We start from the raw sequence: 24664 nt of genomic DNA on the forward strand, positions 1-24664 counted from the left end.
TTCGGAGAGTCCCCTCTGGGCCGGCCCGTCCGCCCTTGCGAATCAGCGTGTCAGGACAGTCCGGGCGTTGCTCTCCACCTGGATCGGGACGCCGCCGGGAACGAACCAGCCGACGATGGGCGGCCGCACGGTCGCCCGGAGCCGGACGTAGGCGGTGGTGCCGTCGCCGGTGGCTTCGGCCGCCACGATGCCGAGCCCGTCGAAGCGCCCCGCCGCCCCCGTGTCCGTGAGGTATCCGGTAACCCCTTCCCTGACTGCCCCGTCGGTCAGGACGAGGCCCAACCCGTCTCCCCCGGCGGCCGGCGCCACGGAGAAGCCGTCCGCCGCGGCCACAACCGCGCCGTCCGCAACACTGAGCAGCCGGCGTGCCTCTGTGTTCACCGACGTTGCCGCGAGAGTTGCGCTGACCGCCAACAGGGCGACAACGACATATCCGACGATGAGGATCAGCGTCTGGCCCTGCTCTCCGCGGGCCTCCCGGCGCCTCATCCGAAGCGGTCCACACGGTGGGTGGCCGTCGACGACGCCGACCCCACGCTCGCGTCCAGACCGTGGGGAAGAAAGGGCAGCGACACCTTGACGGTGACGCTCGCCGTGACGGTGGTGCCCGGATCGAGGCACGGGCCCGAACACGTGTAGCGGAGGGTGCCCGCCCCGGCGTCGAGTCCCATGTTGGCGACGGCTCGGGCGACCGCGTCGTTGGCCATGGCCGCCCCCTCGGACTCCGACCCCGCGGCAACGAACACCTTGGCGGCGTGGTCCGCGGCGCCGACCGCGGCATACGACGCGGCCTGAAGCTGAGAGGCCGTGATGATCAGATAAACCAGCGGGACCAGCAGGATGACCCCGAGGAAGACGAACTCCACGACGGCCGATCCGCGCTCGGCCGCGGTGGCGCGTGGCGGACGGCCGCTCGGAAACAACGCCCGCCCGTATTCGCCACGCGGACCCCCGTTCGGCGGGAGGGGACCGGGGCCACCGCACGCGGTTCTCACGGGCCGACCGCAAGACGGGACGGCGCGGCAACCAGGGCCGCGAGCTCCGTGAGTTCGCGGATCGTCTCGATGCCCTCGGGGGCGGTCCGCCGCCCACGGCGATCGATCCAGATGCCCCGAAGTCCCGCCCGCGCCGCCGCCAGCGCGTCGTTCGCGGGATCGTCCCCGACATATGCGCACGCCGCCTCGTCGCGTCCAATCGCCCGGCACGCCGCGCGGAAAATGCCGCCGTCGGGCTTGCACGCACCCACGTCGCTGGAGGCAAGCATGGGCAGGTCGCCGAGGCCCAGGCGCCGAAGCTTGCGCGCCTGTTGATCGTGGTCACCGTTGGTCAGGACAGATAGCAAGAACCCTTGGCGGCGGAGTTCTCCCAGAGCCGCCCCGACGTCGGGAAACGCCGTCCACCGGGCCTCGCACTCCGCGAGGTAGCCCGCGAACCAAGCCTCGGCGTCGGAAGTTGCGGCGAGCGGGAGGCCCGCGGCGGCCCCGAATTCCATGACCCGCGCCACGCGCTGTCCGGCGAAGGTGGTGCGTCCATCAAGGTGGCGCTGGAAGTGGACCCTCTCCAGACTTCTCCATCGTCGGTACAGGCGGTCGACGGACACTGCGTCCACGTCGGCCTCCAAGCAGAGGACAAAGGCCAGTGCGGCCCTGCTGGCCGCCGGGTGATCCATGAGAGTTCCGTCGAGGTCGAAGACCACGGCCTCGATCCTGCCTCCCGCGTGGCCCGGTTCCCACCCGGGGACTTGGGCCGACGTTTCGCGTTGGGCGGGGCGGGTCGGTCGCCTATCCATAGCGAACGGCTTCCCCGTGAACCCTTAGGTCCCCCGCGACCGGAAGAAATCCCATCAGCGGAAAACCCGTTGCGACCGTCACCCGCACAGCGGCGTTGCCGCCGATCGTTGTGGACTCGAAGGTGACCCCCTCGGCGAAGCGGGGGCTCAGGCTCTCGGAAATGATGCTGCGCGTCCGGTCCGCTCCCTCCGCCGGGCTCCGGTCCGCGAGCGTGCCGAAGCGCGCGCCGGCCGCCGCAGCGTCGAGCAGGGTGTTCCGGACGTGAAGCACCAATGCTAGTTGGAGCACCGACACAAAGACGGCAGTCAGGACCGCTGTGACCATCACGAATTCGGCGACCGCGGAGCCATGTTGCTTTACGTCCGTCGTTGGAGCCTCGGGGCAGGGGGCGCCGGTGGCCAGATCGATCACCCGAGCTCAGCCGAGGCCGGACACACGATCGATGGCCTGGTTGAAGAGCTCCCCCAATCGGGGCCCGGCTATGGCCAACAGGGCCGCCACGAGCACCGCCGACATGAGGGTGATCATGACCCAGCCCGGCACGTCGCCTCGCTCGTCCTTCCTCATGTTCCGGGCGACGCCCGCCAGGCGGGCCGTGCAGAGCAGCATGGCCGTCATGCCTATCGCCGAAATGCTTTCCAGGTGCCTGTTCACGTTGTGCTCCCTAACTGTTGTTGTGTGCCTGCCCTAGCGGGCTGCCTCGTTCGGTTGCGACGGTCAGTAGTTCATGTCGATCAGCGAGATGCCGGGATAGACGGCAAAGACGATGGTCAGGGGGAGGATCCCAAAGACAACGGGAACCATCATGCCGATCTCTTTCCGCCCGGCCGTCTCCATCAGCTCGCGTTTCGCGGCGTCCCGCACGTCCTGCGCCTGCGCCCTGACCACTTGGGCCAGCGGCGTGCCGCGCTCGGAGGCAACAACGATCGCGTCCACGAACCTGGTCATGGCCGTCAGGTCGATCCGGTTGGACATGTTCCTGAGGGCGTCCGCCAGCGGCCGGCCTGCCCTCACTTCGGCGAGCGCCAATTGGAACTCGTGAGAAAGGTCGCCCCTGGAAGTTCGTCCGATCCGCTCCAGAGCGCCGATCGTGCTTTCGCCCGCCCCCACCGCGAGTGCCATGAGATCGGCGATGGCCGGGAACTGCCCCAGGATCCTCCGGCCCCTCCGCTGTATCTGTTCCCCCAGGTACCACTCCCTGAGGACGAATCCGCCGATCGCGCTGCCGAAGAGGAGCACCACGGCCAGGAGGCCGTTGAACGTCCCTCCCACGGCGGAGGCGCCAACGAAGAGCCCCGCAAGCAAAAAGCCGACGCCTGCCCAGATCAGTTGGGAAGCCCTGAAGTCGGAGACACCAATGTCCAGTCCCGCCTTTTTGAGGCGGCGGTCCAGCGCGTCCCCCATGGGGTTGACCCTGTTGATGTGCCGGACCAGATCTTGGAGGACTGGCGCGAAGATCCGGCCCATGGGTCCGAAGAGAGAGAGGGACGAAGGGGCGCCCGGCGACCTGAGGGAAGTCCGACCGGACCGTAGCTGCGGGGCAATCCTGTCCGAGAAGCTTGGGCGCCGCATCAAAGGGAGCCGGACGAGCACGACCCACAGTCCGGAACCGATGCCGAGGCCTAGGGCAAGTGCCCAAGCGAGGGTGGCGCTCATGCGATCACCCTCTCCTCTTCAGGGAGCGTGCCTATCCGCAGCATGACCCTGTAGCAGACCACCGATATCCCAAATCCGGCGAGGAGGACCATCGCCCCGGCGAAGGTCGAGTACGCCGCGACGGCCGGGGGCTGGGTCGACAGCAGCAGGAGGATGACCCACGGTGCGGCCACCGCCAGGCGCGCGGCGTTGACCGTCCAGGACTGCCGGGCCTCGAGTTCCCCGCGCGTGCGTGCACTGTCCCGCAGGAAGGCACCCAAGGTGGAGAGCATTTCGCCCAGATCGGATCCGCCGACCTCGCGTGTGATGCGCAGCGCGGCGATGATCTTGTCAGCAACGGGATCCGCCAAACGGGCGCGCAGCCGGTCGACCGAATCGTCGAAGCGGCCCGTCGCCCGATAGTCGGCGGCGAAATCGACGAAGGCAGGGCGCAGCTGCTCCGGTCCCTGGTGGCCAAGTTGCACGAGGGCCTCCGGGAGGGAGAGGCCGGCCCTGATGGCCGAGCGGAGATGGTCGACGACGTCGGGCCATTGCTCCCGCATGGCGGCCGAGCGCTTGGACGCCCGCCATTTCACGACTCCCAGCGGAACCGCGCACCCAAAGGCCCCGAAGAGGATGGCTATCACAGGCCCACCGGTGACGACCAGGACCAGCAGGAATACCAGGACACCAGACATCGCCGTCGCGGACATGAACCCCCCGGGTCCCACCTTGTCCAGGCCGGCGCGCAGCAGGAGCGTCTCGACTCGTCCCACGGTCGGGGCCTTGGAGGGCTTCCCGACCGGCTCGGCCCAGAAGGACCACCACATCAAAAAGGCGCCCAGTCCAAGCATCAGACCCAGTAGCAGGCTCACGGCGCAGCCGCCATCAGGCGCGCGTTGTCTATGCCGGCGCGGGTCAGCTTGTCGTGCGAAAGGTCCGCCGAAGGCGTCAGCACGAGCTCGCCGCCGGACCGGGAAAATAGATTGCTGGACTCTATGACGCCGTTCTCGACTCGGCGCCCGAGTTTGAGGATCTCCGCCACCTGCCGCTGGCCCGACGGTGTCCGTTCGCAGTGGACCACCAGATCGATGCAGGACGCGACGGTCGGGAGCACGAAGTGCGACGAGATGTTCTCGCCGGCAAGCAACGGGAGGGTGCAGATCTTGGTGACGGCATCACGCGCACTGTTCGCGTGGACGCTGGCCATGGCCGGCAAACCGGCGTTCATCGCGATGAGCATGTCCAGAGCCTCCGCCTCGCGGACCTCACCCACGATGATCCGATCCGGGCGCATGCGCAGGGCCTCCTTGACCAGCCGGCGCATGTCGATCTCTCCGCCGCCCTCCAGGTTCGGCTGACGGCATTGGAGTGCGACGACATCGCGGAGCGAGATCTTCAGTTCGAAGATTTCCTCCACCGTGATGACTCGCTCCCGACTGCCTATGCCGGACGTCAGACAATTGAGCAGCGTGGTTTTCCCCGCCTGCGTCGCGCCGGAAACAAGGACATTCATGCCCGCGGAGACGGCGGTCGACAGGTAGTCCGCCGCATGCCGGGAGAGCGAGCCCAGATCCACAAGATGGTCGAGCCGGGACGCGCGTGCGATGAACTTCCGGATGTTCACGGACCAATGGCGTCGGGTGATGTCGGGGATGACCACGTGCAGCCGGGAGCCGTCGGGCAGCGCCGCATCGACAAAGGGGGACGACAGGTCCAAGCGTCGCCCGGAGGTCTTGAGCATGCGCTCAACGAGTATGCGCACCTGCGACTCGTCCAGTCGAACCGAGGTCAGTTCCGAACTTCCACCGCGGGCGGCGTACACCTCCGTCGGAGAGTTGATCCAGATTTCCTCGACTTCCGCGTCGTCCAAGAGCGGCTGCAAGGGCCCGAAGCCGGCAACGGCGTCGTAAACCAGCCGTGTGGCCTCCTCCAGTTGGCCCAAACGGGGCAGGACCCCCAGGAGGGAGCGCTCGTCATAGTCCCTGACCGCCTCCTCGACAATTCGGCGCACGTCGCTCAAGGCTCGGGCGGGGTCGAGCCCGCGACGACGAATCGTCTCGCGCACCTCGTCCTCGATGATCGCTATTCCGTTCAAGGCCCCGCCACCCCCATCCTTAGCGCAATATTTTCATCGATCGGATGAACCACCCGGAGACGAGATTACCGACGAGACTCGACAATCCACAAGCATCGTTCTTGGGCTGTGGATAGACCGTTGGGTTTTCCACAGAATTGTCATCGGGGCGGGCACACGCGCAACAGCCCGGTTAGGTTCGGTCGTAGGAACCTGCGGAAGGACCACCGTGACACTGCACCTGACCATCGTCGGCGCGCTTCCCGCGGTCGGAGGATCGCTCCAATACGACGTTGCGGGACCGGACGGCCTCAGCGGACGGGCCTTGGCAGCCGCGCTAGACGCCGGAACAACGGGTGATCTCTTCGTGCGGGAGACCCCGTTGTCCGAAGTGGCCGACCTTCCAGAAAGCGGTCACTTGCTGCTGACGCCTTTCCCGCGCGGAGAGGCCACCCCGGCCGGTCCTCCACCGGTGTGGCTGGCAGTTGCCGAGGGGCCCGATGCCGGCCAAACGGTTCCGCTTCCGCGCGGCACCTATTCCATTGGCAGGGGTGCCTGCGACATCCGCATCATGGATCCGGCCCTGTCCCGGCACCATGCGGACCTCGTTGTGGACGCGACGTCCATCACGCTTACGTGCACAGAGGGAAACGCCGCACTACGGTCTGATCGGCGGGTTTCGCGCTTGCGGCTAACCAATGCCGACAGGTTCATCCTGGGGAGAACCACGCTCCATGTGTCGGCCGGAGGCGGCGCTCAGCGCCCGCCCGAGCGTTGGCCACTGGATCTGACGCCCGTCGGGCGCCCGCCCGGGAACGGGCGCCCGTGGCTCATGTTGCTGGGAGCGGTCCTCCCATTGATTGTCGGGATTGGCCTCGTCACGGCAACGGGATCGTGGTACTTCCTGGCCTTTAGCGGACTGGGACTTTTCACCGGCGGCATTCCCGCCTTGTCGGAGTTGCGCAGTCGCCGCGCGTACGCCCTCCGCGTCAGGGAGGCCGAGGACGCCTACCTGCATCGTCTGGAACGCGTCGCCCCACCGCCCGGCGACAGGGCCTTGGCAGCGTTGCACACACGCGGGGGGCAGGCGCGCACGACGGGCCCGGCCGCGGCGTTCCCGCTCCGCATCGGTCGCGGGGGCGTTCGCCCGCCCCTCGGGGCGGGGCACTCCGACGATCCCCCCGGGCGGGTAGCAGCGCCCAACGGGCCCGTCGTCGTCGACATGCATGCGGGTGCCCACGGCGCGATCACGGGCTCCCCGGTGGCGGGCGCCGGGGTGCTGCGGGCCATCGCCGCACAATTGGCACTCAATTCCTCCGAGGGCGGTTGGGAAACCTGGGTGCAGGGCCCCACCACCGCCCTGCCCTCCGAACTTCGCCGCGTTCGAGGCGTCAGGGTCGTCGTCTCCCCAAACCACTTGCTCAGCCTGCGTCGCGACCTCCCCGTGGCCGCGACGCTCGTACTCTCGACGACGGATGCCGCATGGTTGGACGCCTGCTCCGCTTCCATTGACGGGAGCCCGCTCCCCGCCATCGTCTGCCTGGACCCCTCGGATACGGTTCAGGCAGCCGCATGGCGTCTCTCATTAGGGGACGGCCGGCTGTCTGAGGGGTCCTCACGCCGCCAGGTAGACCCGGACCGCGTCGGTTTTAAGACTCTGGCGGCGCTCGCCGGTCGCCTTGCCGACGACTGCGGAGCCGGGATGTCCGCAGCAGCGGACGTCGCTCCGCCGGTGCTCCCCACCACCGTGCCGCTCGCGTTCCCGGCGCGGGGTTGGCACTCCTCCGCGGCTTCCGACCTGCGGACCGTCCTGGGCATGGACCATCGCGGCGAGGTCGCACTGGATCTTGTCGGGGACGGTCCGCACATGCTGATCGCCGGAACAACGGGAGCCGGCAAGTCCGAACTCGTCAAGTCGTTGGTCCTGGGACTGGCCTGCGCGTATTCCCCCAGCGAGCTCGCCCTGATGCTGGTGGACTTCAAGGGCGGGGCGACGCTCGGCCCTTTCCGGGATCTTCCCCATTGCCACGCGTTCGTCAGCGACCTCAACGTGGAAACCGCTGACCGGACACTGGAGAGCCTGCGCACTGAGATCACGCGCCGGGAGAGGCTTCTCGGGCATACCGGGGCCGCCGACTACGCCCAGTTCCGTGCCCTCGCTCCCCCTGGGCGGGAACCTTTGCCACGGCTGGTCGTCGTCGTGGACGAGTTTCGGGTGCTCACGGACGAACTCCCGGAAGCGCTGGGCGAGTTGATGCGCATAGCCAGCGTCGGCCGCTCGCTCGGTATCCATCTGGTGTTGGCGACCCAGCGGCCGCAGGGTGTCGTCTCGGCGGAAATGCGCGCGAACATCAACACCATCCTGTGCCTGAGACTCATGAGCGCCTTTGACTCCAACGATCTACTGGGTTCGCCGGTGGCGGCCGAGATTCGCCCGGATCTTCCGGGAAGGGCGTACCTGCGGCGCGGCGGTGGGCCGCCATCGCTGTTCCACGCCGCTTCGATACTCCATCGGAAGTCCGGGTGGACTGTGACACCCGTAGCCACGGAACTTGGCGCCTACGGGCCACACATCCGGATCGACGCAGAGGACGCCGGGCCCGTGACGCCCATGGACATTGTCGGCCGCATAGCGGACGCGACGGATGAACCCGGCTGGCCCGCACCCCTGTTCTCGCCTCCGCTGCCAGACGAGCTGTCGCGCCTCCCCAGGCGACTGCGCACAGGCACCGCCACGCCCGGCGTCGTCTTGGGGGTGCTGGACGACGTCGGTCGTCAGGAACTCCAACCACTCGTTTGGAATCCCCGGAGACACCGACGTTTGGCCGTCATTTCGGGGCCGGCCGGCGGAGCGCACGCCGCCGCCGCATGCCTTGTCGCCGGCGCGGCACGCGGGACGCGGGAGTGCCACGTCTACATCGCCGACGGCGCGCGCCTGCTCGGCGGCGCCGCCGACATTCCCCGCGTTGGAGCCTATGTGGACCCGGACGAGCCGGAGCGCGTTGTCGAGATCTTGGACCTCCTTGAACGGCCGGTCGGGGAGGCGTCGGACCGCCTGCTCGTGGTCACCGGATTAGCCGTGTGGCAGTCCTCCATGGGTGGCGCGGCTTTTGCGCAGTTCGATGATCGGCTCGCCGCGTTGGCACGCGACGCCGCTCGGCGCGGCGTCGCGATCGTCGTCGTCGGCGACCGCGACCTGACCTCGTCCCGTTTTTTCTCCCTGGCCGAGCACCGGCTGTACTGCCCCTTCGGGCTCGGGCCGGAGACTGTCCTGGGATGGCCCAAATTGAGGCGCGTACATGCCGTCCCGGGCCGGGGGGTCCTCGTGGGACCGGACATCCCCGCTCCCGGGATGGCCCTGCAGCTGCTGAGTCCGGACGAGTCTCCCTTCACGTCGGGATTCCCCCCAGCCGGTTCGGCGATTCTCCGCTCGATTTCCCTCCCGAGCCACCTGTCGCGCCGGGAGCTCGATCTGCTGCCGGGTGGCACGCGCCCAGTCTCGCGACGCGATGGTTGGCTGGTGGGCGTCACGGGCCCGGACAACCGCCCGTGGTTCTGGCAGCCGGGTTCCGTCGGACTTATCCTCGGCGGGTCCGGCAGCGGCAAGACCACGGCGTTGCTGCACATTGCGTCGCAGGCCGAAGGGCCGGTAGTCGCACTCGGCTTCACGGAGGGGGCCCTACCCGGCGGACCCGCCTCGCCGTTCGTCGGGCTGCGAGATGGGACGGAAACACCGGCGCTGGTCGTGGTGGACGCCGCGACCGACCTGCCGGAATCCGAGAGGGTGCGGGTCGAAGCGTGGCACGCCCGGGGTGCGCAGGTGCTGATGGGCGCCACACCCTCGCCGCGGCTCTACTCCGCCCTCCCCCTCGCGGGCCCTGCACGGGAAGCCGGGTCGGCGATTCTTCTCAATCCGCGGGCGGCAAGCGACGCGGACTTTCTTGGGTGGCGCATACAACCGCTGGAACGCGACGTGCCGGGCCGCGGACTCGCCCTCGTCGACGGTGCGCTCAAGGCTGTTCAATGCGCCGCGGACGGCGCATAAAGCGGTCCGGTCGCAGCGACCGGGCAAGTCGACACGGAGCTAGATGTTGACCTTGACATCGCCGTCGGCGCGCAGCTTCTCGACCAGTTTCTGCGTGGCTGCGCCCTCCTTCTGCTGCACCACCTGCTGCTTGAGCTGTGGCCTGACCTCCTTATAGGAGGGCATCTTCGCGGCGTCGCCGGACTGCGCCGGAGCCTGCTGCTCCTGCTGGGCCTTCGCCTGGTCGTACGCGACCTTGAGCTCCTTGTCGCTGGCGGAAAAGGTGCCGAGCTCCTTCTTGATCACGGCCTCCACTTCGACCTGCTGAGTCAACTGAACATCGACCTGCTTGCGGTCAACTCCCTGCTTCTCGAGTGCGGCCAGGAACTCCTTGTTGCTCATGTCGTTTGACTTGGCGGCCGCGGACAGGGCCTTGGCGATCTGGTCGTCCGTCGCCTGGATGTTCGCCCTGTCGGCATGCTGCATCAGCAGTTCGGTGCCGACCATCGACTCGGCCGCGCTCTTCTTCAGCTCGTTCTGGTCCAGCTCCTGCCCGGACATCTGCGCCTGCATGGCCGACTGCTGGAACTGGCTCTCGTAAACCCTGGAGAACTCGTCCTTTCCAATGTCCTTGCCGTTAACGGTGGCAACAACATCCGGGACACCCGTCAGGTCCGGGGACGGCGCGGCAGCCTGGCTCTGTCCGCTCTGGGAGGATTGCTGCGCGGGCGTGGACTCGGCGGCCTGGTTGGCGCCCGCACCGCATGCTGTCGCCATGGACAGCGATCCTACGAGCGTCAGCGCGGCCAGCATCTTCTTCTTGTTCATTTGCTTACCTCCTGGAGAATACGAACCATCGAGGCTAGCAACGACGCCTGAACGGGAACTGGGTGGATGGGCATTTCGTCCACGGTTTCACTCTCGGCCAGTCGTGGGATCGCCGTTCGGCGCCGCCAGAAAGCGCCGCCGCCGAGGACAGCAGGCACGGTTGGACCATCGCGCCGACCGAGGCCAGGGATGACGGGTGCGAAGCGATCGCGGCGGACGAACCTCGGTGCACCCGACGGTCCCCCGCTCTGGGCACCATCGCGCATCAGGTCCCCGGCGACCGGTACCGGATCCGCTCAGCCGTGCGGAGGGCCACCATCGTCTCCTCGACGCTCAAGAGCACGGTGGTCTCGAACGAACTCAGCGCCCCGCCCCCGCTGATGGCCACGGCGACGGCAGCCATCGATACGTTGTCTGGCGCCTCCCACAGGTTGTAGCCGTCGTGCGAGCCGAAGGCATACCAAAACCCATGGAGCTTGCCTCCGACCGACTCGATGTACTCCCGCGCGGCTTCACGCCGGTCCTCCGGTTGCGCGATCAGCCGGCCCCACGTCTCGGGCGAATAGGTGAATTTTGACAGGTATAGCGGCATCGTCTTGGCCTTTCGTCGCCGACGGACACGCGGATGCAACCAGAGTGGCAGCGCCTCCGGCGCCGGACAACAACGGGCCGCTTGATGTTGGCGGAAGACGCGGGAATTCGTGCCGGACGCCGCCTCCTTGATGTTCCCCTCCGAGGTACACCGCGGTATGGTGCCCACGTAACTCCGGCGCCAGAAATTGCCACGGAGTAGCCGGTGGATCCCCGCAATCCACGTGTCCCCTGCGCAGACTCGGGAACCCAGCGGCGCGTTGCACGCGACCGCACCCCAATCCCCCGTCCTGGGCCGCCTCCATCGCGGCGGCGGACCGCACGATGCATCGACCCGGGCGGGGATGCGATCCACGCCCGGTCCCGCGCGGCCGGCGGCACACCGGAGACCGACATGAAAACAACACCCCGAATCACCTTGATGGCCTTGGCCGCGGGATCCCTGCTCCTGCTTGCCCCGGCTCCGGCCCAGGCCGCCACCGCGTCGCTGGTGGGCATCAGCGACGGCGCGCTGATGGGCGAGGGCGTCGTCCTCACCACGACGCTCACCTACACGTGCGACGTCGGAAGCATCGGTGGAGCCGCCATCAACGTGGTCCAGCGCAGCGGGCGCCAGACGGCGAGCGCGTTCCAGGGCACCAATTCGGTGCCGTGCACCGGAGAACCCCAAGCATTCGAACTTGTCCTGACCACCCAGAATCTGGTTTTCACCGAAGGCACCGCGATCGCCGTCGTCACCCTGTACCCCTGCGACGCGACCTCGTGCGCGAACTTCACCTATGCCGAGGAAATCGAACTCACGGAAGGCTAGGCCGCCCGGCGCGCCACGGGCGTGGCATCCGTATCCGGACTGTTAACCAATCGGCCCGGCAGGGCCGGGCGGTGCGCTATGGCCTGCGCTCTGCCCGGTCCCCGAAGTACGCGGTCGCGCGCGGATCGAAAATCAGTACGATGATGGCCGCGGCGGGAACCAAGAGGGCGACTCCCAGCCATGTCGTTGATCCCCCGATCAGCGGCACAGCGAAGATCACCTGGAAGATCTGCCACACCAGCCCAGCGGCCCGGGTCCACGGGCGACCGCGGAAGACGTTGAGCGCCACCCAGCCCAGGCCGGCGGACGCGGCCAGGATCAGCACCAGCAGGAACACCCGCCCGGACAGCGGAACGGGGCCGGGCTGGCCGAGCGAGGACGCGAACACCAGAGCCGCCGCCAGAACGGCCATCGCCTCGAGCAAGAGGAGCGCGGCAACCGCCACAATCGACAATGGTCGGTGCACGGGGATCTTCGGCTCGGGTTCCACACCGAGAATCTACCCGAGCCGCGGGATTGGACGCCCATTCCGCGGTACGGAAAACGTCGAAATCCTTGTCTCCTGTGACGAAAACCTCAGGAGTAAGCGGCGAATTCCCAACCGATTGCCCTTGTTTACGTTTACGTAACATGAAAACCTAGTTAGGCAGTCAATCGAGGAGCCTGTAAACGCTCCGTTTCATCGACTGCCGCAGCCCGCCGATTCTCCCCCGAGATGCGGGCGACCAACAGACACCTACTTCAAGGAGCATCAACGAGCATGGATTGGCGTAGTCGCGCAGCCTGCCTGGACAAGGATCCCGAACTGTTTTTCCCCGTGGGAAATACCGGACCGGCATTGCTCCAGATCGAAGAGGCCAAGAGCGTCTGCCGTCGCTGCCCGGTGCTCGACACCTGCCTGCAGTGGGCCATCGAGTCCGGCCAGGACGCGGGCGTCTGGGGCGGCATGAGCGAGGACGAGCGCCGCGCCCTCAAGCGCCGCGCGGCCCGCGCCCGCCGCGCCTCCTAGGCCCCGCCCGGGCGGGGACATCCCGCCCGCGAGCCGACAAAGCTTCGATGTCAGGGGCCGAATCCAACGATTCGGCCCCTGACGCGTTTGAGCGGTCCTTCATGGTCACGGAACGCACCGAGGCCGAGTATGTCCAGCCATCGTCAAGCATGACTGGCTACCATCGTAGGGTGACGGAACACGGGAGCGATCCCCTCATCGGGACGACGGTCGACGGCCGCTACGCGGTCAAGGACCGGCTGGCCCGCGGCGGCATGTCCACCGTCTACCTCGCCACCGACCTGCGGTTACGCCGCGACGTGGCGCTGAAGGTGCTCTACCCCCACCTCGCCGAGGACCCCAGGTTCGTCCAGCGCTTCGAGGCCGAGGCCATCACCGCCGCGCGCCTCTCCCACCCCCACGTGGTCAGCGTCCTGGACCAGGGCGTCGATGGAAGCATCGCGTACCTGGCCATGGAGTACGTGCGCGGGCGGACCCTGCGCGATCTACTGCGCGAACGCGGCACCCTGCCGCCCCGGCAGTCCCTGGCGCTGCTCGACGCCGTCGTCGAGGGACTCGCCGCCGCACACGGCGCCGGCCTGGTGCACCGCGACATGAAGCCGGAGAACGTGCTGCTTTCCGACGACGGCCGCGTCAAGGTCGCGGACTTCGGCCTGGCCCGCGCCACCAGCAACCACACGGCGACCGGCACCCTTGTCGGCACCGTCGCGTACATCTCCCCCGAGCTGGTCACCGGCGCGCCCTCCGACGCCCGCAGCGACATCTACGCCGTCGGCATCATGCTCTACGAACTGCTCACCGGCCGCCAACCCTTCGAGGCCGACCTCCCCATCAACGTGGCCTTCCAGCACGTGAACGGCACCGTCCCGCCGCCGTCCGACGTGCTGCCCGGCCTGGCGGAGGACATCGACGAGCTGGTCCAGTGGTGCACGGCCAAGGACCCCGAGGAACGACCGCACGACGCCGCCGCCCTTCTGATGGAGCTCCGGCACATCCGCACCACGCTCACGGACGAGCAGTTGGACTTCGGGGCCGGCGGTCCCGCGGCGCCGGGCCTGGACAACGGGCCGCGCGGCACACCGGCGTACGACGCCGGGCGCCCGCCGGCGGGCGCGACCGAGGTGATCTCCGGAACAGACGCCGCGACGTCCGTTATCGCGGCCGCCCGCGACGCGACACGCGCGCTGCCGCGCAACGAACCGGGGGCGGGCCGGCCGGCGGACACCGGCGCCACCTCCGTCATCCAGCATCCGCGGTCCGCCGCAGGCGTCCCGTCCGCGGGAACGGCCGCCGCCGCGACGCAACTGGAGGCCCGCCGGCCCTCCTCTGCCCGACAGCAAAAGCGCGATGCCAGAGCCGCCCGCAAGGAATGGGACCGGGAGGCGCAGCGCCCGCTCGAGTCCTTGGAGTCCCCCGGCGCCCGCCGCCGCGGCTGGATCCTGGCGATCGTCCTGTTGCTGCTCGCGGCGCTTCTGGCCGCTGCCGGATGGTTCTTCGGCCTCGGGCCCGGGGCGGCCGTGACCGTGCCCGCCTTCGCCGGCCAGCCCGTGCAGCGGGCGGTACAGGAACTGGCCTCGCTTGGCGTCGATTCCACCCAGCGCGAGGTCTTCGACGAGAAGCTCGGGCGCGGCGCCGTCGTCGGCTCCGACCCGGGCGCCGGCACGGAGATCCGGAAGTTCCAGGACGTCGAACTGTTGGTGTCGCGCGGACCTGAGCTGTTCGCGGTGCCCAACGTCGTGGGGCGCGGCGCGGATGATGCACGGGCCGTGCTGAAGGAGGCCCAGCTCGCGGCCGGCAAGACCAGCGAGGCGTACGACGAGTCGGTTCCCGCCGGGCGGGTGATCTCCCAGAAGCCGCTGCCCGACAAGCAGGTGCGCCGGGCGACCCAAGTGGCCCTTGTCGTCTCGCGCGGCCCTGCTCCGGTGGACGTCCCGTCCATCGTCGGAAAGCCGGCCGGTGAGGCCGTTCGGATTCTGGAGTCGGCCGGCCTCTCCGGCAGGGAGTCCGGACAGGAGTTCAGCCGTGGCGTGCCCGCCGGCAACGTGGTCTCGCAGGCACCGGCCGGAGGCCGGCTGGAACGCGGTTCCGAGGTCGAGTTTGTGCTCTCCAAGGGGCCGCGCATGGTGGAGGTGCCGAACTTCGTTGGGAAGCAGCTCAGCGACGCCCAGACCGAGCTGGAGCGGCTGGGGTTCGAGGTGGCTGTCGAAACCCCGCTGGGGAACTTCTTCGGAACGGTCAGGTCGCAGGACCCCGCCGACGGAGAGGCCGAGGAAGGGTCGACCGTCACGCTGGTCGTCGTCTAGGCGACGAGCGGCCGGCACCGGCCGCGGCCACCCCGCGGCAATGACCGCGGGGTGGCGTCGCGCCTAGTTGCGCGGACCGCGCTTGGAGAGCGCCCCGGCGACCAGGAACGCCATCTCGAGCGACTGCCGGTGGTTCAGGCGCGGATCGCAGACCGACTCGTACAGGTCGTCGAACTGGTCCTCGCGGATCGGATCGGCGCCGCCCAGGCACTCGGCGACGTCGTCGCCGGTCATCTCGACGTGCAGGCCGCCGGGGAAGGTCCCCAGCGAGTCGTGGACCTCGAAGAACCCGCGGACCTCGTCCATAACGTCGTCGAAGTTGCGCGTCTTGTAGCCGTTCTGGCTGGTGACGGTGTTGCCGTGCATCGGGTCGGTGACCCACAGGACCTGCGCGCCGGAGGCGGTGACGCGCTCAACGAGGTTGGGCAGCTTCTCGCGGATGTTCTTCGCGCCCATGCGCGTGATGAATGTCAGGCGGCCGGGCTCGCGGTTCGGGTCGAGCTTGTCGATCAGGGCCAGCGCGTCGTCCGGGGACGTTCCGGGGCCCAGCTTCACGCCGATCGGGTTGCGGACCCGCGAGAGGAAGTCCACGTGGGCGCCGTCCAACTGGCGCGTGCGCTCCCCGATCCACAGGAAGTGGCCCGACGTGTCGTAGGGCAGGCCGGTGCGCGAGTCGAACCGGGTGAGGGCGCGCTCGTAGTCGAGCAGCAGCGCCTCGTGGCTGGCGAAGAACTCCGTGCGCTTGAGCGCCTCGAAGTCTGCCCCGCAGGCGGCCATAAAGCGGACCGCGCGGTCGATCTCCGCGGCCAGGGACTCGTACGCGGCGTGCGCGGGGTTCGCGCGGAAGCCCTTGTTCCAGTTGTGGACGGAGCGCAGGTCGGCGAAGCCACCCTGGGTGAAGGCGCGGATAAGGTTCAGCGTGGCGGCCGAGGTGTTGTAGGCCTTCACCATCCGCTCGGGGTTGTGCGCGCGGGATTCCTCGGTGAACTCGTACCCGTTGACGATGTCGCCGCGGAACGCCGGCAGCGTGACCCCGTTGCGCGTCTCGTCGTTCGAGGACCGCGGCTTGGCGAACTGGCCCGCCATGCGGCCCATCTTCACGACGGGCATGGAGGCGCCATAGGTCAGGACCACCGCCATCTGCAGGATCGTCTTCACGCGGGCACTGATCTTGTCCGCCGTCGCTCCCGCGAAAGTCTCTGCGCAGTCGCCGCCCTGGAGCAGGAACGCGCGGCCCTGCGCCGCCTCGGAGAGCCGCTCGCGCAGCACGTCCACCTCGCCGGCGAACACCAGTGGGGGCAGGCTGGAGAGCTCCGCGACGGCACGGCCGTGCTCCGGGGTCCCATGCCAACTGGGCTGCTGCTGGATCGGCAGCGAACGCCACGCATCGAGGTCGTGGACGGTGCTGTCGGCGGAAGGGGAACTGGGGGCGGTTACGTCGATCACCCTTAAAGGTTAGCCCCCGGCAACCGGGCGCGACATTCGCGCGTAAAGGTGGAACGTTGCCGGTTCACAGTGCGCCACGCGACGCGTTGTGCACTGTGCGCACACTTGCGGAAGGCTACGCCACGGGCTTGCCGGTAGCCTGCCCGAGGTCGTCGCCGCCCAGGTCCGGACCATCCTTGGGCGACGTCGCGTCGGCGTCTTCAGTGGTGCCGGCCGAGGCGGCGGCCTCGCTCTTCGCCACCTTGCTTTCCGCCCGCTTCGCCTTATCCGCCGCGCGGGCGGCCTGGCGCTCGGCGGCCAGCCGGGACTTCACCGTGGCCGCGTAGACGTCCGCGTACTCCTGCCCCGAGAGGCGCATCAGCGCGTACATGATCTCGTCCGTGACGGACCGTTGCACAAAGCGGTCGTCTGCCATGCCCGCGTAGCGCGAGAAGTCCAGGGGCTCCCCCACGATCATGCCCACGCGGCGGATATTGGGGACCGTCTTGCCGATCGGCTGGACCTTGTCCGTGCCGATCATGGCGATGGGGATGACGGGAACACCGGTCGCGAGCGCCAGCTTCGCGACGCCGAGCTTGCCGCGGTACAGGCGTCCGTCGGGGCTGCGCGTCCCCTCCGGGTAGATGCCCAGCAACTGGCCCGAGGCGAGGATCGCCTCACCCGCGCCGAGGGAGTTTGCCGACGCGGTGCCTCCGGAGCGGTCCATGGGCAGCTGGTTGGTCAGCCGAAAGAACAGCGCCGTCACCTTGCCCTTGAGTCCGGCGCCGGTAAAGTACTCGCTCTTGGCAAGGAACACCACGGGACGGTCGACGGCGACGGGCATAAAGATGGAGTCGGACACCGAGAGGTGGTTGCTGGCCAGGATGGCGCCGCCCTCTGCCGGAATGTTGTCCAGACCCTTGACCCAGGGGCGGAAAAGCAGGTTGACCAACGGCCCGATGAAGAGCCGCTTCATGATCCAATAAAACACGCGTGTGCCTTCCGCCCGTGAGGGGATGTGTCTGACGGCTCGGCAGTGCCGCGGACCGCAAGTCGGTTACGCTCTACCTTAGGCACACATCCACCCTCGGAGCACCCATCTCCGGGCAGCATCGGGAGCACCATGGACTTCTCGCGCCAGGCGCCAGCGCAGGCCGACGCCCCGTTCCGGGTGCGCGGGGGCAGGGACGCCATCTTGCTGATCCACGGCTTCACGTCGGGCCCACGCAGCATGCGTCCCTGGGCCGACGCGCTCATCCCCGAGGGCTTCACCGTGAGCCTGCCGCTTCTTCCCGGCCACGGAACCACCTGGCAGGAATTGGCCACAACCCCCCACACCTCGTGGACGCGGGCCGTGGAGCGGGAGTTCGACCTGCTGCAGCGCGCCCACCGCAACGTCTACGTCTTCGGCCTTTCCATGGGCGGCGCCCTGGCCCTCCAGTTGGCCGCCCACCGAGCGGTCGCGGGGGTCGTCGTGGCGAACCCCGGACTGACGTTCGCGGACCCGGCCGCGCGCTTCGCCGGCCTCCTGAAGTACGCCGTCAAGTCCGTGGCGGCCATCGCCAACGACATCGCCCTGGAGGGCGCCGACGAGGGCGCCTACGAGCGGACGCCGGTGGCCGCCGTCGAGCAGTTGGCGCTCCTTTTCCGCGACACCCGCCGCGTCCTGTCCCGTGTCTCCGCTCCCGTCCTGGTCTACAGGTCGCGGGTGGACCACGTGGTGCCCGATTCCAGCATGGCGGCCCTGCGCGCCGGAATGGCGAAGCGGCCCGCCGGCGTCCCAGCACCCACCGTTCGCGCCCTCGAAAACAGCTTCCACGTGGCGACCTTGGACCACGACGCCCAAGTGCTGTTCGATGGTTCGATCGAATTCGTCAACGCCAGCCGGAGGTAGCAGTGCCTGAACACGATCCCGAGCCGCGGCGCGACGCGGCCTCCGACGACGCCGCCTGGCGCGACCTCGTCCGGCGCCTGGAGGAGTCCGAATCGGGGGCGCCCGAGCAGCAGGCGGCCGGAACGGCCGGCCTGGATGCCGCGCCGGCCCCCGCGGCGGCGGGGCCCGAACGGGAGACGCCCGGACCCCGGTACGCCGCGCCGGGGCCGCGGGACTACGTGCCCGAGGAAGAGGACGACGAGGGGTTCGTTCCTGAGGACCCGCCGGTCCTGGGCAGCGGCAACCCGCTCACCGTGCTGGCCTGGTGTGGCGCGGCGGGCGCGCCACTGGCGCTGTTGTTGCTGGCCATAGTGTGGCGCGGTGCGCCCTCCGTTGCCTGGGCCGGCCTCTGCCTCGTCTTTATCGCCTCGGTCGGCTACCTGCTGTGGCGCCTTCCGGGACAACGATCCGAGGGCGACGACGGTTCGCGCGTCTGAGCGCGCCCGGCCGCTATCTGCCCGCTAGCTGCCGCCGTTCCGCCCGGGCGAGGTCGGCCGCCCCCACCAGCCCCGCGTCGGCGCCCAGCCGGGCGCGGAGCACCCGGGCGAAAGGCCGGTAGCCCCGCCCGGTGAGCTGTCGGCGATAGGACGCCTCGGCGGTCTCGAGAAGCACCGGCGAGGCCGAACCCAGTCCCCCGCCGACGACGAACGTTCCGGGATCCAGCGCGGCGGCGAGGTTGGCCAGTCCAAGCCCGAGCCATTCCCCGGCCTCGCGGACAAGCTCGTTGCTGGCCGGGTCGCCCTCCAGCGCCAGCCGGGTCACGAGTTCGCCGTCGATGGCATCCGGATCGCCTCCCGCCGCCTCCAGCAGGGCGTGCGCCACGGGCGAACCCGCCCGGGCCATCTCCCGCCCCTCCCGGCCCAGCGCGTTGCCGGACGCGTACTGCTCCCAGCAACCGCGGTTGCCGCACTCGCAGCGGTGCCCGCCCGGGACAATGACCTGGTGTCCAAACTCGCCGGCCACTCCGTGGCGCCCGCGGCGGAGGACGCCGTCGATGACCAGGGCGCCCCCGATCCCGGTGCCCAGCGTGAGGCAGACGAACTGCTCCTCGCCCTGCCCCGCGCCGAACCGCCACTCCGCCCACCCGGCCGCGTCGGCGTCGTTGACCACGCTCACCGCGCCGCCAAGGAGGGCCTCGAGGCGATCGCGGAGCGGCTCGTTGCGCCACGCGAGGTGGGGGCTGAACAGGACGGTGCCGGTCGCCGGATCCATCCATCCGGCGGCACCGACCCCCACCGGGACCTCGCCCGCCACACCGCCGCCCGCCGCGGCGAGCTCGCGCACGAGATCAACAACGGCCGATTCGACCGCAGAGGCGTGGTGTCCCGGCGTTGCGCGCACCAGCCGACGCAGGACCGTGCCGTCGTCTCCCACCAGGCCGGCGGCGATCTTGGTGCCCCCGATGTCGAGGCCGATCGCCGTGCCAACCGCCATGTGGTGCATCCTTTACCGCCGTTACAGATTCGTAGGTTACCAATCGGTATTTCCTGTGATGCAACACACTAGGCTGGAGGTAATGACCGGTCCATCGGGGACCGGCCGACGGTCGTCAACACTCGACGAAGAGGAGCCCACTGTGCGCGAACTCAGCGTACCCCCGCTCGTGGTCAGCCCACCTGCAACGAACGCGACGGACTTTGTCCTGCGCCACGCGGCATCGCCGTCGAACCCGACGTTGTTTTCCCGCCCCGACGGCCAGGGCGGATGGCTCGACGTCAGCGCCAAGGACTTCGCCGCGGACGCCTCCGCCATCGCCAAGGGACTGATCGCGGAGGGCATCGAGCCGGGCGGGCGGATCGGCATCATGGCCCGCACGCGCTACGAGTGGGCCCTCGTGGATTTCGCCATCTGGTTCGCCGGTTGTGTGTCCGTACCGGTCTACGAGACCTCGTCACCCACGCAGGTGGCCTGGATCCTGGGCGATTCCGGGGCCACCGCGGCCATCGTGGAATCCGGGCGGCACGAGAACGTGGTCCGGCAGGCGGCCGCCCAAGAGGGACTGGACTCCCTGGCGCACGTGTGGCAGATGGATGGCGACGGACTCGACGCCCTGCGCTTGGCGGGCGCCTCCGTGGGCGACGCCCAGCTCGAGGAGCGCCGGACCTCCCTCAACCAGGACAGCCTGGCGACGATCATCTACACCTCCGGCACCACCGGGCGCCCCAAGGGCTGCGAACTGACCCACCACAATTTCGTGGAGCTCAGCGAGAACGCCGCGGCCGCGCTGCCGGAGTGTGTGCACGCGGGCGCCTCCACCATCATGTTCCTCCCGCTGGCGCACGTCTTCGCCCGCTTCATCTCCGTCCTCTGCGTCGCGGCCGGCGCGACGGTCGCCCACACGCCGGACGTCAAGAACCTGCTGCCGGACCTGCAGAGCTACAGGCCGACGTTCATCCTGGCCGTTCCCCGGGTGTTCGAGAAGGTGTACAACTCCTCCATGCTCAAGGCCGAGGACGGCGGGAAGGGCAAGATCTTCCACGCCGCGGCGGACACGGCCATCGCCTGGTCCCGCGCGCGGGAGCAGGGCAAGGTGCCTCTGGTCCTGAGCCTCAAGCACAGGGTCTTCGACAAGCTCGTGTACGGGAAGATCCGCGCGGCGATGGGCGGCCGCGTGGTGCACGCCGTCTCCGGCGGCGCACCCCTGGGCGAGCGGCTGGGGCACTTCTTCAACGGCATCGGTCTGATGATCCTGGAGGGCTACGGCCTCACTGAGACCACGGCGCCGATCACGGTCAACACACCCAAGCGCATCAAGATCGGGACGGTGGGGGCCCCGATCCCGGGCAACGGGGTCAAGATCGCGGACGACGGCGAGATCCTCGCCAGCGGAAACTGTGTGATGCGGACGTACTACAACCGGCCGGACCTGCAGGACGAGACATTCAGCGGAGGCTGGTTCCACACCGGCGACATCGGCGAACTAGACGCGGACGGCTTCCTGAGGATCACCGGCCGCAAGAAGGAGATCATCGTCACGGCAAGCGGCAAGAACGTGATCCCGGCGCAGCTGGAGGACGCGATCCGCGCAGATGCTCTGGTCTCCCAGTGCGTCGTCGTCGGGGACCAGCGGCCGTTCATCTCCGCCCTGGTGACGCTCGACGAGGAGGCGCTGCCGGGCTGGCTCCAGCGCCACCACCTTCCGGCCTCGAGCGCTCAGGAGGCGGCGGAGCTGCCCGAGGTCCATGCGGCCATCCAAGGGATCATCGACGGCGCAAACAACTCCGTCTCCAAGGCCGAGTCGATCAAGGAGTTCCGGATCGTCCCTACGGACTTCACGGAAACCTCGGGCCACCTGACCCCGTCCCTGAAGATCAAGCGGGCACAGGTGCTGAAGGACTTCGGCTCCGTGGTGGACGACATCTACGCGGTGAAGCAGCGCTAGCCGCGCCGTCCAGACGCGGCCCGAGGCCGGCCCCCCGTCCAGCGGGGGCCGGCCTCGGCGCGTCCGTCCCCCGGCACTACAGCGGGTCGTCGTCCGACGCGTCGATGTCCAGGGCCAGCAGCGCGTTCTCAACGACCTCCGTCAGTGCCGGGTGGATCCAGTACTGGCCGCGGGCCATGGCGGGGACGTCCACGCCGGTCGCCATCGCCTGGATCAGGGGCTGGACGAGCATGGACGCCTCGTGGCCCATAATGTGCGCCCCCAGAATCTTCCGGGAATTTCTTTCGGCGACAAGCTTGACCACTCCCTCGCCGTCCTCCATGGCCCATCCGTAGGCGGTGGAGCCGTAGTCCTGCACAACGGTGACGATCTCCTCGCCGGGGGCGGCCTGCCCGCGGGCCTGTTCCTCCGTGAGGCCAACCGTCGCGATCTGCGGGTCGCTGAAGACCGCGGCCGGCACGTGGGACCGGTCCATGCGCCGCTGGTCGGTCGGGTGCTCCAGGTTGTGCGCGACCACCCGCGCCTCCCGGTTGGCGACGTGCTTGAGTTGGAACTCGTTGGACACGTCACCCAGGGCATAGACACCGTCGAGGGGCCGGCCGCCGGCCAAAACACGCTGGAAGTCGTCCACGGCGAGCGTCCCGTCGTCGTTCAAGTCCAACCCTGCGTCGCCGGCGCCGAGCCGGTCCGCGTTGGGGACGCGGCCGGTGGCAACCAGCACGACGTCGGCCTCGACACTGAGCGGACGTCCGGCGTCGTCGGGCCCGAAGGACGCCGTGACGGAACCATCCGCGTTTTGGTTGATGCCGGTCACCGCGTGGCCCAGCTCCACGCGCCAACGCCGGCCGGCGGCCGCCGTGAAGCGGCGCGAGATCTCCTCGTCGTGCTGGCGAAGCAGCCGGCCGGACCTGTTGACCTGGACCACCGCAGCGCCAAAGGAGTGGAACACGTGGGCGAACTCGGCCGCGATGAAGCCGCCGCCGAGCACCAGTACCCGGCGCGGAAGCGACGGCAGCCTCATGATGGTGTCCGACGTGTGGACCTGCGGCAGGTCCATGCCCGGCACATCGGGGCGCACGGCCCGCGACCCGGCGGCAACAACGATGCGGTCCGCCGTAATTTCCGTGCCGGAGTCCGTCCGCAGCGCACCCGGCGCAGTGAACCCGACGTGCTCCTCGTACAGGTCCACGTTCTCCAGCTCATCGGCGCGGTACCGCCGGCCCGCCGCGGAGATCGCGTCGATCCTGCCGAAGATCCTGTCGCGGATCTCCGTCCACCGGACGCCCTCGAGCCGCAGGTCCACGCCGAGGCGCGCGGCCTCGGCCGGCGACGCGGCGAGCTGTGCGGGGTACACGAACATCTTGGTGGGGATGCACCCGACGTTCAGGCAGGTCCCGCCAAAGGTGCCTCCGTCGATCATCGCGACCCGCTTGTTGTCCCAGAAGGGCGTGATCAGGGAGTTTCCCGAGCCAGAGCCAATGATGGCCAGATCGTAGTGCGGCACGGGCTAGCGCTTCAGCTCGTCGACAACGAGCGACGCCAACTCCATGGCGGCCTGGCGCGTGGCGGGACGCAACCGGGCCAGCTCGATGCGCGACCCCTCGGCGAGGTGTGGATCGTGGGGAAGGCGAACCACGGTGGCCGCGCGGGTCCGGAAATGCGCCTCGATTTCCTCGACGTTGACGCCGCGGCCCTGCCCGGCCGACTGGTTGATCACCACGATCGCGCGCTCGGAGAGGTCGGTGCGGCCGTGGGCCTCCAGCCAGGACAGCGTCTCCGACGCCAGCCGGGCCTCGTCCACACTGGCCCCGGAGACCAGCACAACGGCGTCGGCCTTGTCCAGCGTGCCCTTCATGACGGAGTGCACCATGCCCGTCCCCGAATCCGTGAGCACAATCGAATAGAACTTGGAGAGCAGGTCCGTGACCGCACGGTAGTCCGAGTCGTCGAAAGCCTCGGCGATGTGGGGATCGGTGTCCGACGCCAAGACGTGTAGGCGGGACCCCTCGCGGGCGGCGTACGTGGAGAGCTTCGAGAACGAATCGACCATAAAGCGGTTCTGCACCAGTTGCCGCGCCGTGTAGCGGGCCTTCCCGGGCGAGCGATCCGTCAGCGTGCCGCGGTCCGGGTTCGCGTCCATGGCGATGATCCGGTCCTCACGGACCTGGGCGAGCGCCATGCCCAGCAGGGTGGTGACGGTGGTCTTGCCGACGCCGCCCTTGCGGGAGAGGACCGGCACGTAGCGGGTTCCCTCGCCCAGCGGCGCGGCGATCTTGTGCTCCGTGATGCGCCGCATCCGGGCGGCGTCCGAATCGCCCACGTTGACCTTGCCGAGGGTCGAGGCGAACAGCCAGCGGCGCCACCCGGATGCCGGCGGCCGGTTTCGGGGCTCCAACAGCCGGTCCGCGGTCAGGGCCGCGGCCGTTTCGGGGGTTGCGGGCGCAGGTCCCGGGGCCGGGGCATCGGAGGACTCCACGGCCGGGGACTCGAGGGATTCGGCGCCGGCGCCCGAGAGGACCGACCCGGAGGGGTGCCATCCCGCGACGTCCGGAATGCCGGAGGCGGAGTCCGTGGCGGGGAATCGCGTGGCGCCTCTGGACACGGCGTCTTGGGACACGGCGTCTGCGGACACGGCGTCCTCGGTATCGCCGGCGGTGGCCGAGGGACCCGGCTCGGCTCCGTGGGACGCCCCGTCCGCGGATACGTCGCTTTCCTGGCCGACGTTTCCGGCGTCCAACGGGTTCTCGTCGGGTGTCCTGCTGTGCTGGGTCATCGCGTCCTCGGGGCGTGCGGAATGGCCTGTGGCCGGGGTCAGCCTTCACATTAGCGCACACGGGGACCGCCACCCCGAAGGGT

23 protein-coding genes and 1 pseudogene are annotated in these 24664 nt (G+C 69.0%); 8 read left to right on the forward strand and 16 right to left on the reverse strand.

From position 1 onward, the window contains the following. Positions 1–42: 42 nt before the first annotated feature. From AC3ZJJ_RS08505 to AC3ZJJ_RS08540, 8 genes are all read right to left on the reverse strand, one after another. Positions 43–489 (reverse strand): hypothetical protein, encoded by a 447-nt coding sequence (locus tag AC3ZJJ_RS08505; protein WP_489895427.1) that lies wholly within the window; start codon positions 487–489, stop codon positions 43–45. Further along, positions 486–866: a hypothetical protein gene (locus AC3ZJJ_RS08510; protein WP_489895429.1), complete on the reverse strand. Its 381-nt coding sequence runs from the start codon at positions 864–866 to the stop codon at positions 486–488. Before AC3ZJJ_RS08510 ends, AC3ZJJ_RS08505 begins: the two co-directional genes overlap by 4 nt. Positions 867–991: 125 nt before the next feature. Next, positions 992–1789, reverse strand: coding sequence for an HAD family hydrolase (locus AC3ZJJ_RS08515; RefSeq protein ID WP_489895431.1), 798 nt, complete (start codon positions 1787–1789; stop codon positions 992–994). Continuing rightward, positions 1782–2201, reverse strand: coding sequence for a TadE family protein (locus AC3ZJJ_RS08520; RefSeq protein ID WP_489895433.1), 420 nt, complete (start codon positions 2199–2201; stop codon positions 1782–1784). The genes AC3ZJJ_RS08515 and AC3ZJJ_RS08520 overlap by 8 nt, the downstream gene beginning before the upstream one ends. A 6-nt stretch (positions 2202–2207) precedes the next feature. Beyond that, complete coding sequence (locus tag AC3ZJJ_RS08525) at positions 2208–2408, reverse strand: hypothetical protein (RefSeq protein WP_489895757.1); 201 nt, start codon at positions 2406–2408, stop codon at positions 2208–2210. Positions 2409–2507: 99 nt separating this feature from the next. Then, on the reverse strand, positions 2508–3257 hold the full coding sequence (locus AC3ZJJ_RS08530; RefSeq protein WP_489895435.1) for a type II secretion system F family protein: 750 nt from the start codon (positions 3255–3257) through the stop codon (positions 2508–2510). Positions 3258–3442: 185 nt separating this feature from the next. Then, entirely contained in the window at positions 3443–4300 is an 858-nt protein-coding gene (locus AC3ZJJ_RS08535) for a type II secretion system F family protein (RefSeq protein WP_489895437.1), read from the reverse strand. Beyond that, positions 4297–5523 (reverse strand): TadA family conjugal transfer-associated ATPase, encoded by a 1227-nt coding sequence (locus tag AC3ZJJ_RS08540; RefSeq protein ID WP_489895439.1) that lies wholly within the window; start codon positions 5521–5523, stop codon positions 4297–4299. Before AC3ZJJ_RS08540 ends, AC3ZJJ_RS08535 begins: the two co-directional genes overlap by 4 nt. On the opposite strand from AC3ZJJ_RS08540, the pseudogene AC3ZJJ_RS08545 reads away from it, so the two are divergent. Together AC3ZJJ_RS08545 and AC3ZJJ_RS08550 are read left to right on the forward strand one after the other, a co-directional pair. Beyond that, positions 5504–6184: pseudogene (locus tag AC3ZJJ_RS08545) on the forward strand (FHA domain-containing protein); the annotation flags it as partial. The gene AC3ZJJ_RS08540 and the pseudogene AC3ZJJ_RS08545 overlap by 20 nt on opposite strands. A gap of 174 nt (positions 6185–6358) precedes the next feature. Beyond that, positions 6359–9547, forward strand: a complete 3189-nt coding sequence (locus tag AC3ZJJ_RS08550; protein WP_489895759.1) for an FtsK/SpoIIIE domain-containing protein — start codon at positions 6359–6361, stop codon at positions 9545–9547. Between the two features lie 39 nt (positions 9548–9586). Here the strand turns inward: AC3ZJJ_RS08550 and AC3ZJJ_RS08555 are convergent, their stop codons facing one another. Together AC3ZJJ_RS08555 and AC3ZJJ_RS08560 are read right to left on the reverse strand one after the other, a co-directional pair. Continuing rightward, complete coding sequence (locus tag AC3ZJJ_RS08555; protein WP_489895441.1) at positions 9587–10354, reverse strand: SurA N-terminal domain-containing protein; 768 nt, start codon at positions 10352–10354, stop codon at positions 9587–9589. Positions 10355–10619: 265 nt separating this feature from the next. Next, positions 10620–10946 carry a GYD domain-containing protein gene (locus tag AC3ZJJ_RS08560; RefSeq protein ID WP_489895443.1) on the reverse strand — a complete coding sequence of 109 codons (327 nt, stop codon included), beginning with the start codon at positions 10944–10946 and terminating at the stop codon, positions 10620–10622. A gap of 393 nt (positions 10947–11339) precedes the next feature. Here AC3ZJJ_RS08560 and AC3ZJJ_RS08565 point away from each other — a divergent pair, with 393 nt between their 5' ends. Beyond that, positions 11340–11756: a hypothetical protein gene (locus AC3ZJJ_RS08565; protein WP_489895445.1), complete on the forward strand. Its 417-nt coding sequence runs from the start codon at positions 11340–11342 to the stop codon at positions 11754–11756. A 76-nt stretch (positions 11757–11832) separates the two neighbouring features. Here AC3ZJJ_RS08565 and AC3ZJJ_RS08570 read toward each other — a convergent pair whose 3' ends face one another. Further along, positions 11833–12246, reverse strand: coding sequence for a hypothetical protein (locus AC3ZJJ_RS08570; RefSeq protein WP_489895447.1), 414 nt, complete (start codon positions 12244–12246; stop codon positions 11833–11835). 270 nt (positions 12247–12516) lie between these two features. Between AC3ZJJ_RS08570 and AC3ZJJ_RS08575 the strand changes: the two genes are divergently transcribed. Together AC3ZJJ_RS08575 and AC3ZJJ_RS08580 are read left to right on the forward strand one after the other, a co-directional pair. Then, positions 12517–12765, forward strand: coding sequence for a WhiB family transcriptional regulator (locus tag AC3ZJJ_RS08575; RefSeq protein WP_435726630.1), 249 nt, complete (start codon positions 12517–12519; stop codon positions 12763–12765). A 170-nt stretch (positions 12766–12935) separates the two neighbouring features. Next, a complete protein-coding gene (locus AC3ZJJ_RS08580; RefSeq protein ID WP_489895449.1) occupies positions 12936–15068 on the forward strand; it encodes a Stk1 family PASTA domain-containing Ser/Thr kinase in 2133 nt (710 codons plus the stop codon). Positions 15069–15131: 63 nt separating this feature from the next. Here the strand turns inward: AC3ZJJ_RS08580 and AC3ZJJ_RS08585 are convergent, their stop codons facing one another. Together AC3ZJJ_RS08585 and AC3ZJJ_RS08590 are read right to left on the reverse strand one after the other, a co-directional pair. Continuing rightward, positions 15132–16514 carry a class II 3-deoxy-7-phosphoheptulonate synthase gene (locus AC3ZJJ_RS08585; RefSeq protein WP_489895451.1) on the reverse strand — a complete coding sequence of 461 codons (1383 nt, stop codon included), beginning with the start codon at positions 16512–16514 and terminating at the stop codon, positions 15132–15134. A gap of 115 nt (positions 16515–16629) precedes the next feature. Further along, positions 16630–17484 carry a lysophospholipid acyltransferase family protein gene (locus tag AC3ZJJ_RS08590; protein WP_489895453.1) on the reverse strand — a complete coding sequence of 285 codons (855 nt, stop codon included), beginning with the start codon at positions 17482–17484 and terminating at the stop codon, positions 16630–16632. Positions 17485–17616: 132 nt separating this feature from the next. Here AC3ZJJ_RS08590 and AC3ZJJ_RS08595 point away from each other — a divergent pair, with 132 nt between their 5' ends. Further along, positions 17617–18387 carry an alpha/beta hydrolase gene (locus tag AC3ZJJ_RS08595; RefSeq protein WP_489895455.1) on the forward strand — a complete coding sequence of 257 codons (771 nt, stop codon included), beginning with the start codon at positions 17617–17619 and terminating at the stop codon, positions 18385–18387. 2 nt (positions 18388–18389) lie between these two features. Continuing rightward, positions 18390–18863, forward strand: coding sequence for a hypothetical protein (locus tag AC3ZJJ_RS08600; protein ID WP_489895457.1), 474 nt, complete (start codon positions 18390–18392; stop codon positions 18861–18863). Between the two features lie 13 nt (positions 18864–18876). Here AC3ZJJ_RS08600 and AC3ZJJ_RS08605 read toward each other — a convergent pair whose 3' ends face one another. Next, positions 18877–19869: an ROK family protein gene (locus AC3ZJJ_RS08605; RefSeq protein WP_489895459.1), complete on the reverse strand. Its 993-nt coding sequence runs from the start codon at positions 19867–19869 to the stop codon at positions 18877–18879. A gap of 133 nt (positions 19870–20002) precedes the next feature. On the opposite strand from AC3ZJJ_RS08605, the gene AC3ZJJ_RS08610 reads away from it, so the two are divergent. Continuing rightward, entirely contained in the window at positions 20003–21808 is a 1806-nt protein-coding gene (locus tag AC3ZJJ_RS08610) for an AMP-dependent synthetase/ligase (RefSeq protein WP_489895461.1), read from the forward strand. A gap of 76 nt (positions 21809–21884) precedes the next feature. Here the strand turns inward: AC3ZJJ_RS08610 and AC3ZJJ_RS08615 are convergent, their stop codons facing one another. Beyond that, positions 21885–23312, reverse strand: coding sequence for a mycothione reductase (locus AC3ZJJ_RS08615; protein ID WP_489895463.1), 1428 nt, complete (start codon positions 23310–23312; stop codon positions 21885–21887). Positions 23313–23315: 3 nt separating this feature from the next. Then, positions 23316–24581: a MinD/ParA family ATP-binding protein gene (locus tag AC3ZJJ_RS08620; protein ID WP_489895465.1), complete on the reverse strand. Its 1266-nt coding sequence runs from the start codon at positions 24579–24581 to the stop codon at positions 23316–23318. Positions 24582–24664 lie beyond the last annotated feature (83 nt).

Source organism: Arthrobacter sp. AOP29-A2-19 (assembly GCF_058138025.1).

Coding starts and splice junctions, on each gene's coding strand:
- AC3ZJJ_RS08505 (WP_489895427.1), bottom strand. CDS start 489: ATGAGGCGCCGGGAGGCCCGCGGAGAGCAGGGCCAGACGCTGATCCTC.
- AC3ZJJ_RS08515 (WP_489895431.1), bottom strand. CDS start 1,789: ATGGATAGGCGACCGACCCGCCCCGCCCAACGCGAAACGTCGGCCCAA.
- AC3ZJJ_RS08525 (WP_489895757.1), bottom strand. CDS start 2,408: ATGACGGCCATGCTGCTCTGCACGGCCCGCCTGGCGGGCGTCGCCCGG.
- AC3ZJJ_RS08530 (WP_489895435.1), bottom strand. CDS start 3,257: ATGGGCCGGATCTTCGCGCCAGTCCTCCAAGATCTGGTCCGGCACATC.
- AC3ZJJ_RS08555 (WP_489895441.1), bottom strand. CDS start 10,354: ATGAACAAGAAGAAGATGCTGGCCGCGCTGACGCTCGTAGGATCGCTG.
- AC3ZJJ_RS08560 (WP_489895443.1), bottom strand. CDS start 10,946: ATGCCGCTATACCTGTCAAAATTCACCTATTCGCCCGAGACGTGGGGC.
- AC3ZJJ_RS08565 (WP_489895445.1), top strand. CDS start 11,340: ATGAAAACAACACCCCGAATCACCTTGATGGCCTTGGCCGCGGGATCC.
- AC3ZJJ_RS08575 (WP_435726630.1), top strand. CDS start 12,517: ATGGATTGGCGTAGTCGCGCAGCCTGCCTGGACAAGGATCCCGAACTG.
- AC3ZJJ_RS08595 (WP_489895455.1), top strand. CDS start 17,617: ATGGACTTCTCGCGCCAGGCGCCAGCGCAGGCCGACGCCCCGTTCCGG.
- AC3ZJJ_RS08605 (WP_489895459.1), bottom strand. CDS start 19,869: ATGCACCACATGGCGGTTGGCACGGCGATCGGCCTCGACATCGGGGGC.
- AC3ZJJ_RS08620 (WP_489895465.1), bottom strand. CDS start 24,581: ATGACCCAGCACAGCAGGACACCCGACGAGAACCCGTTGGACGCCGGA.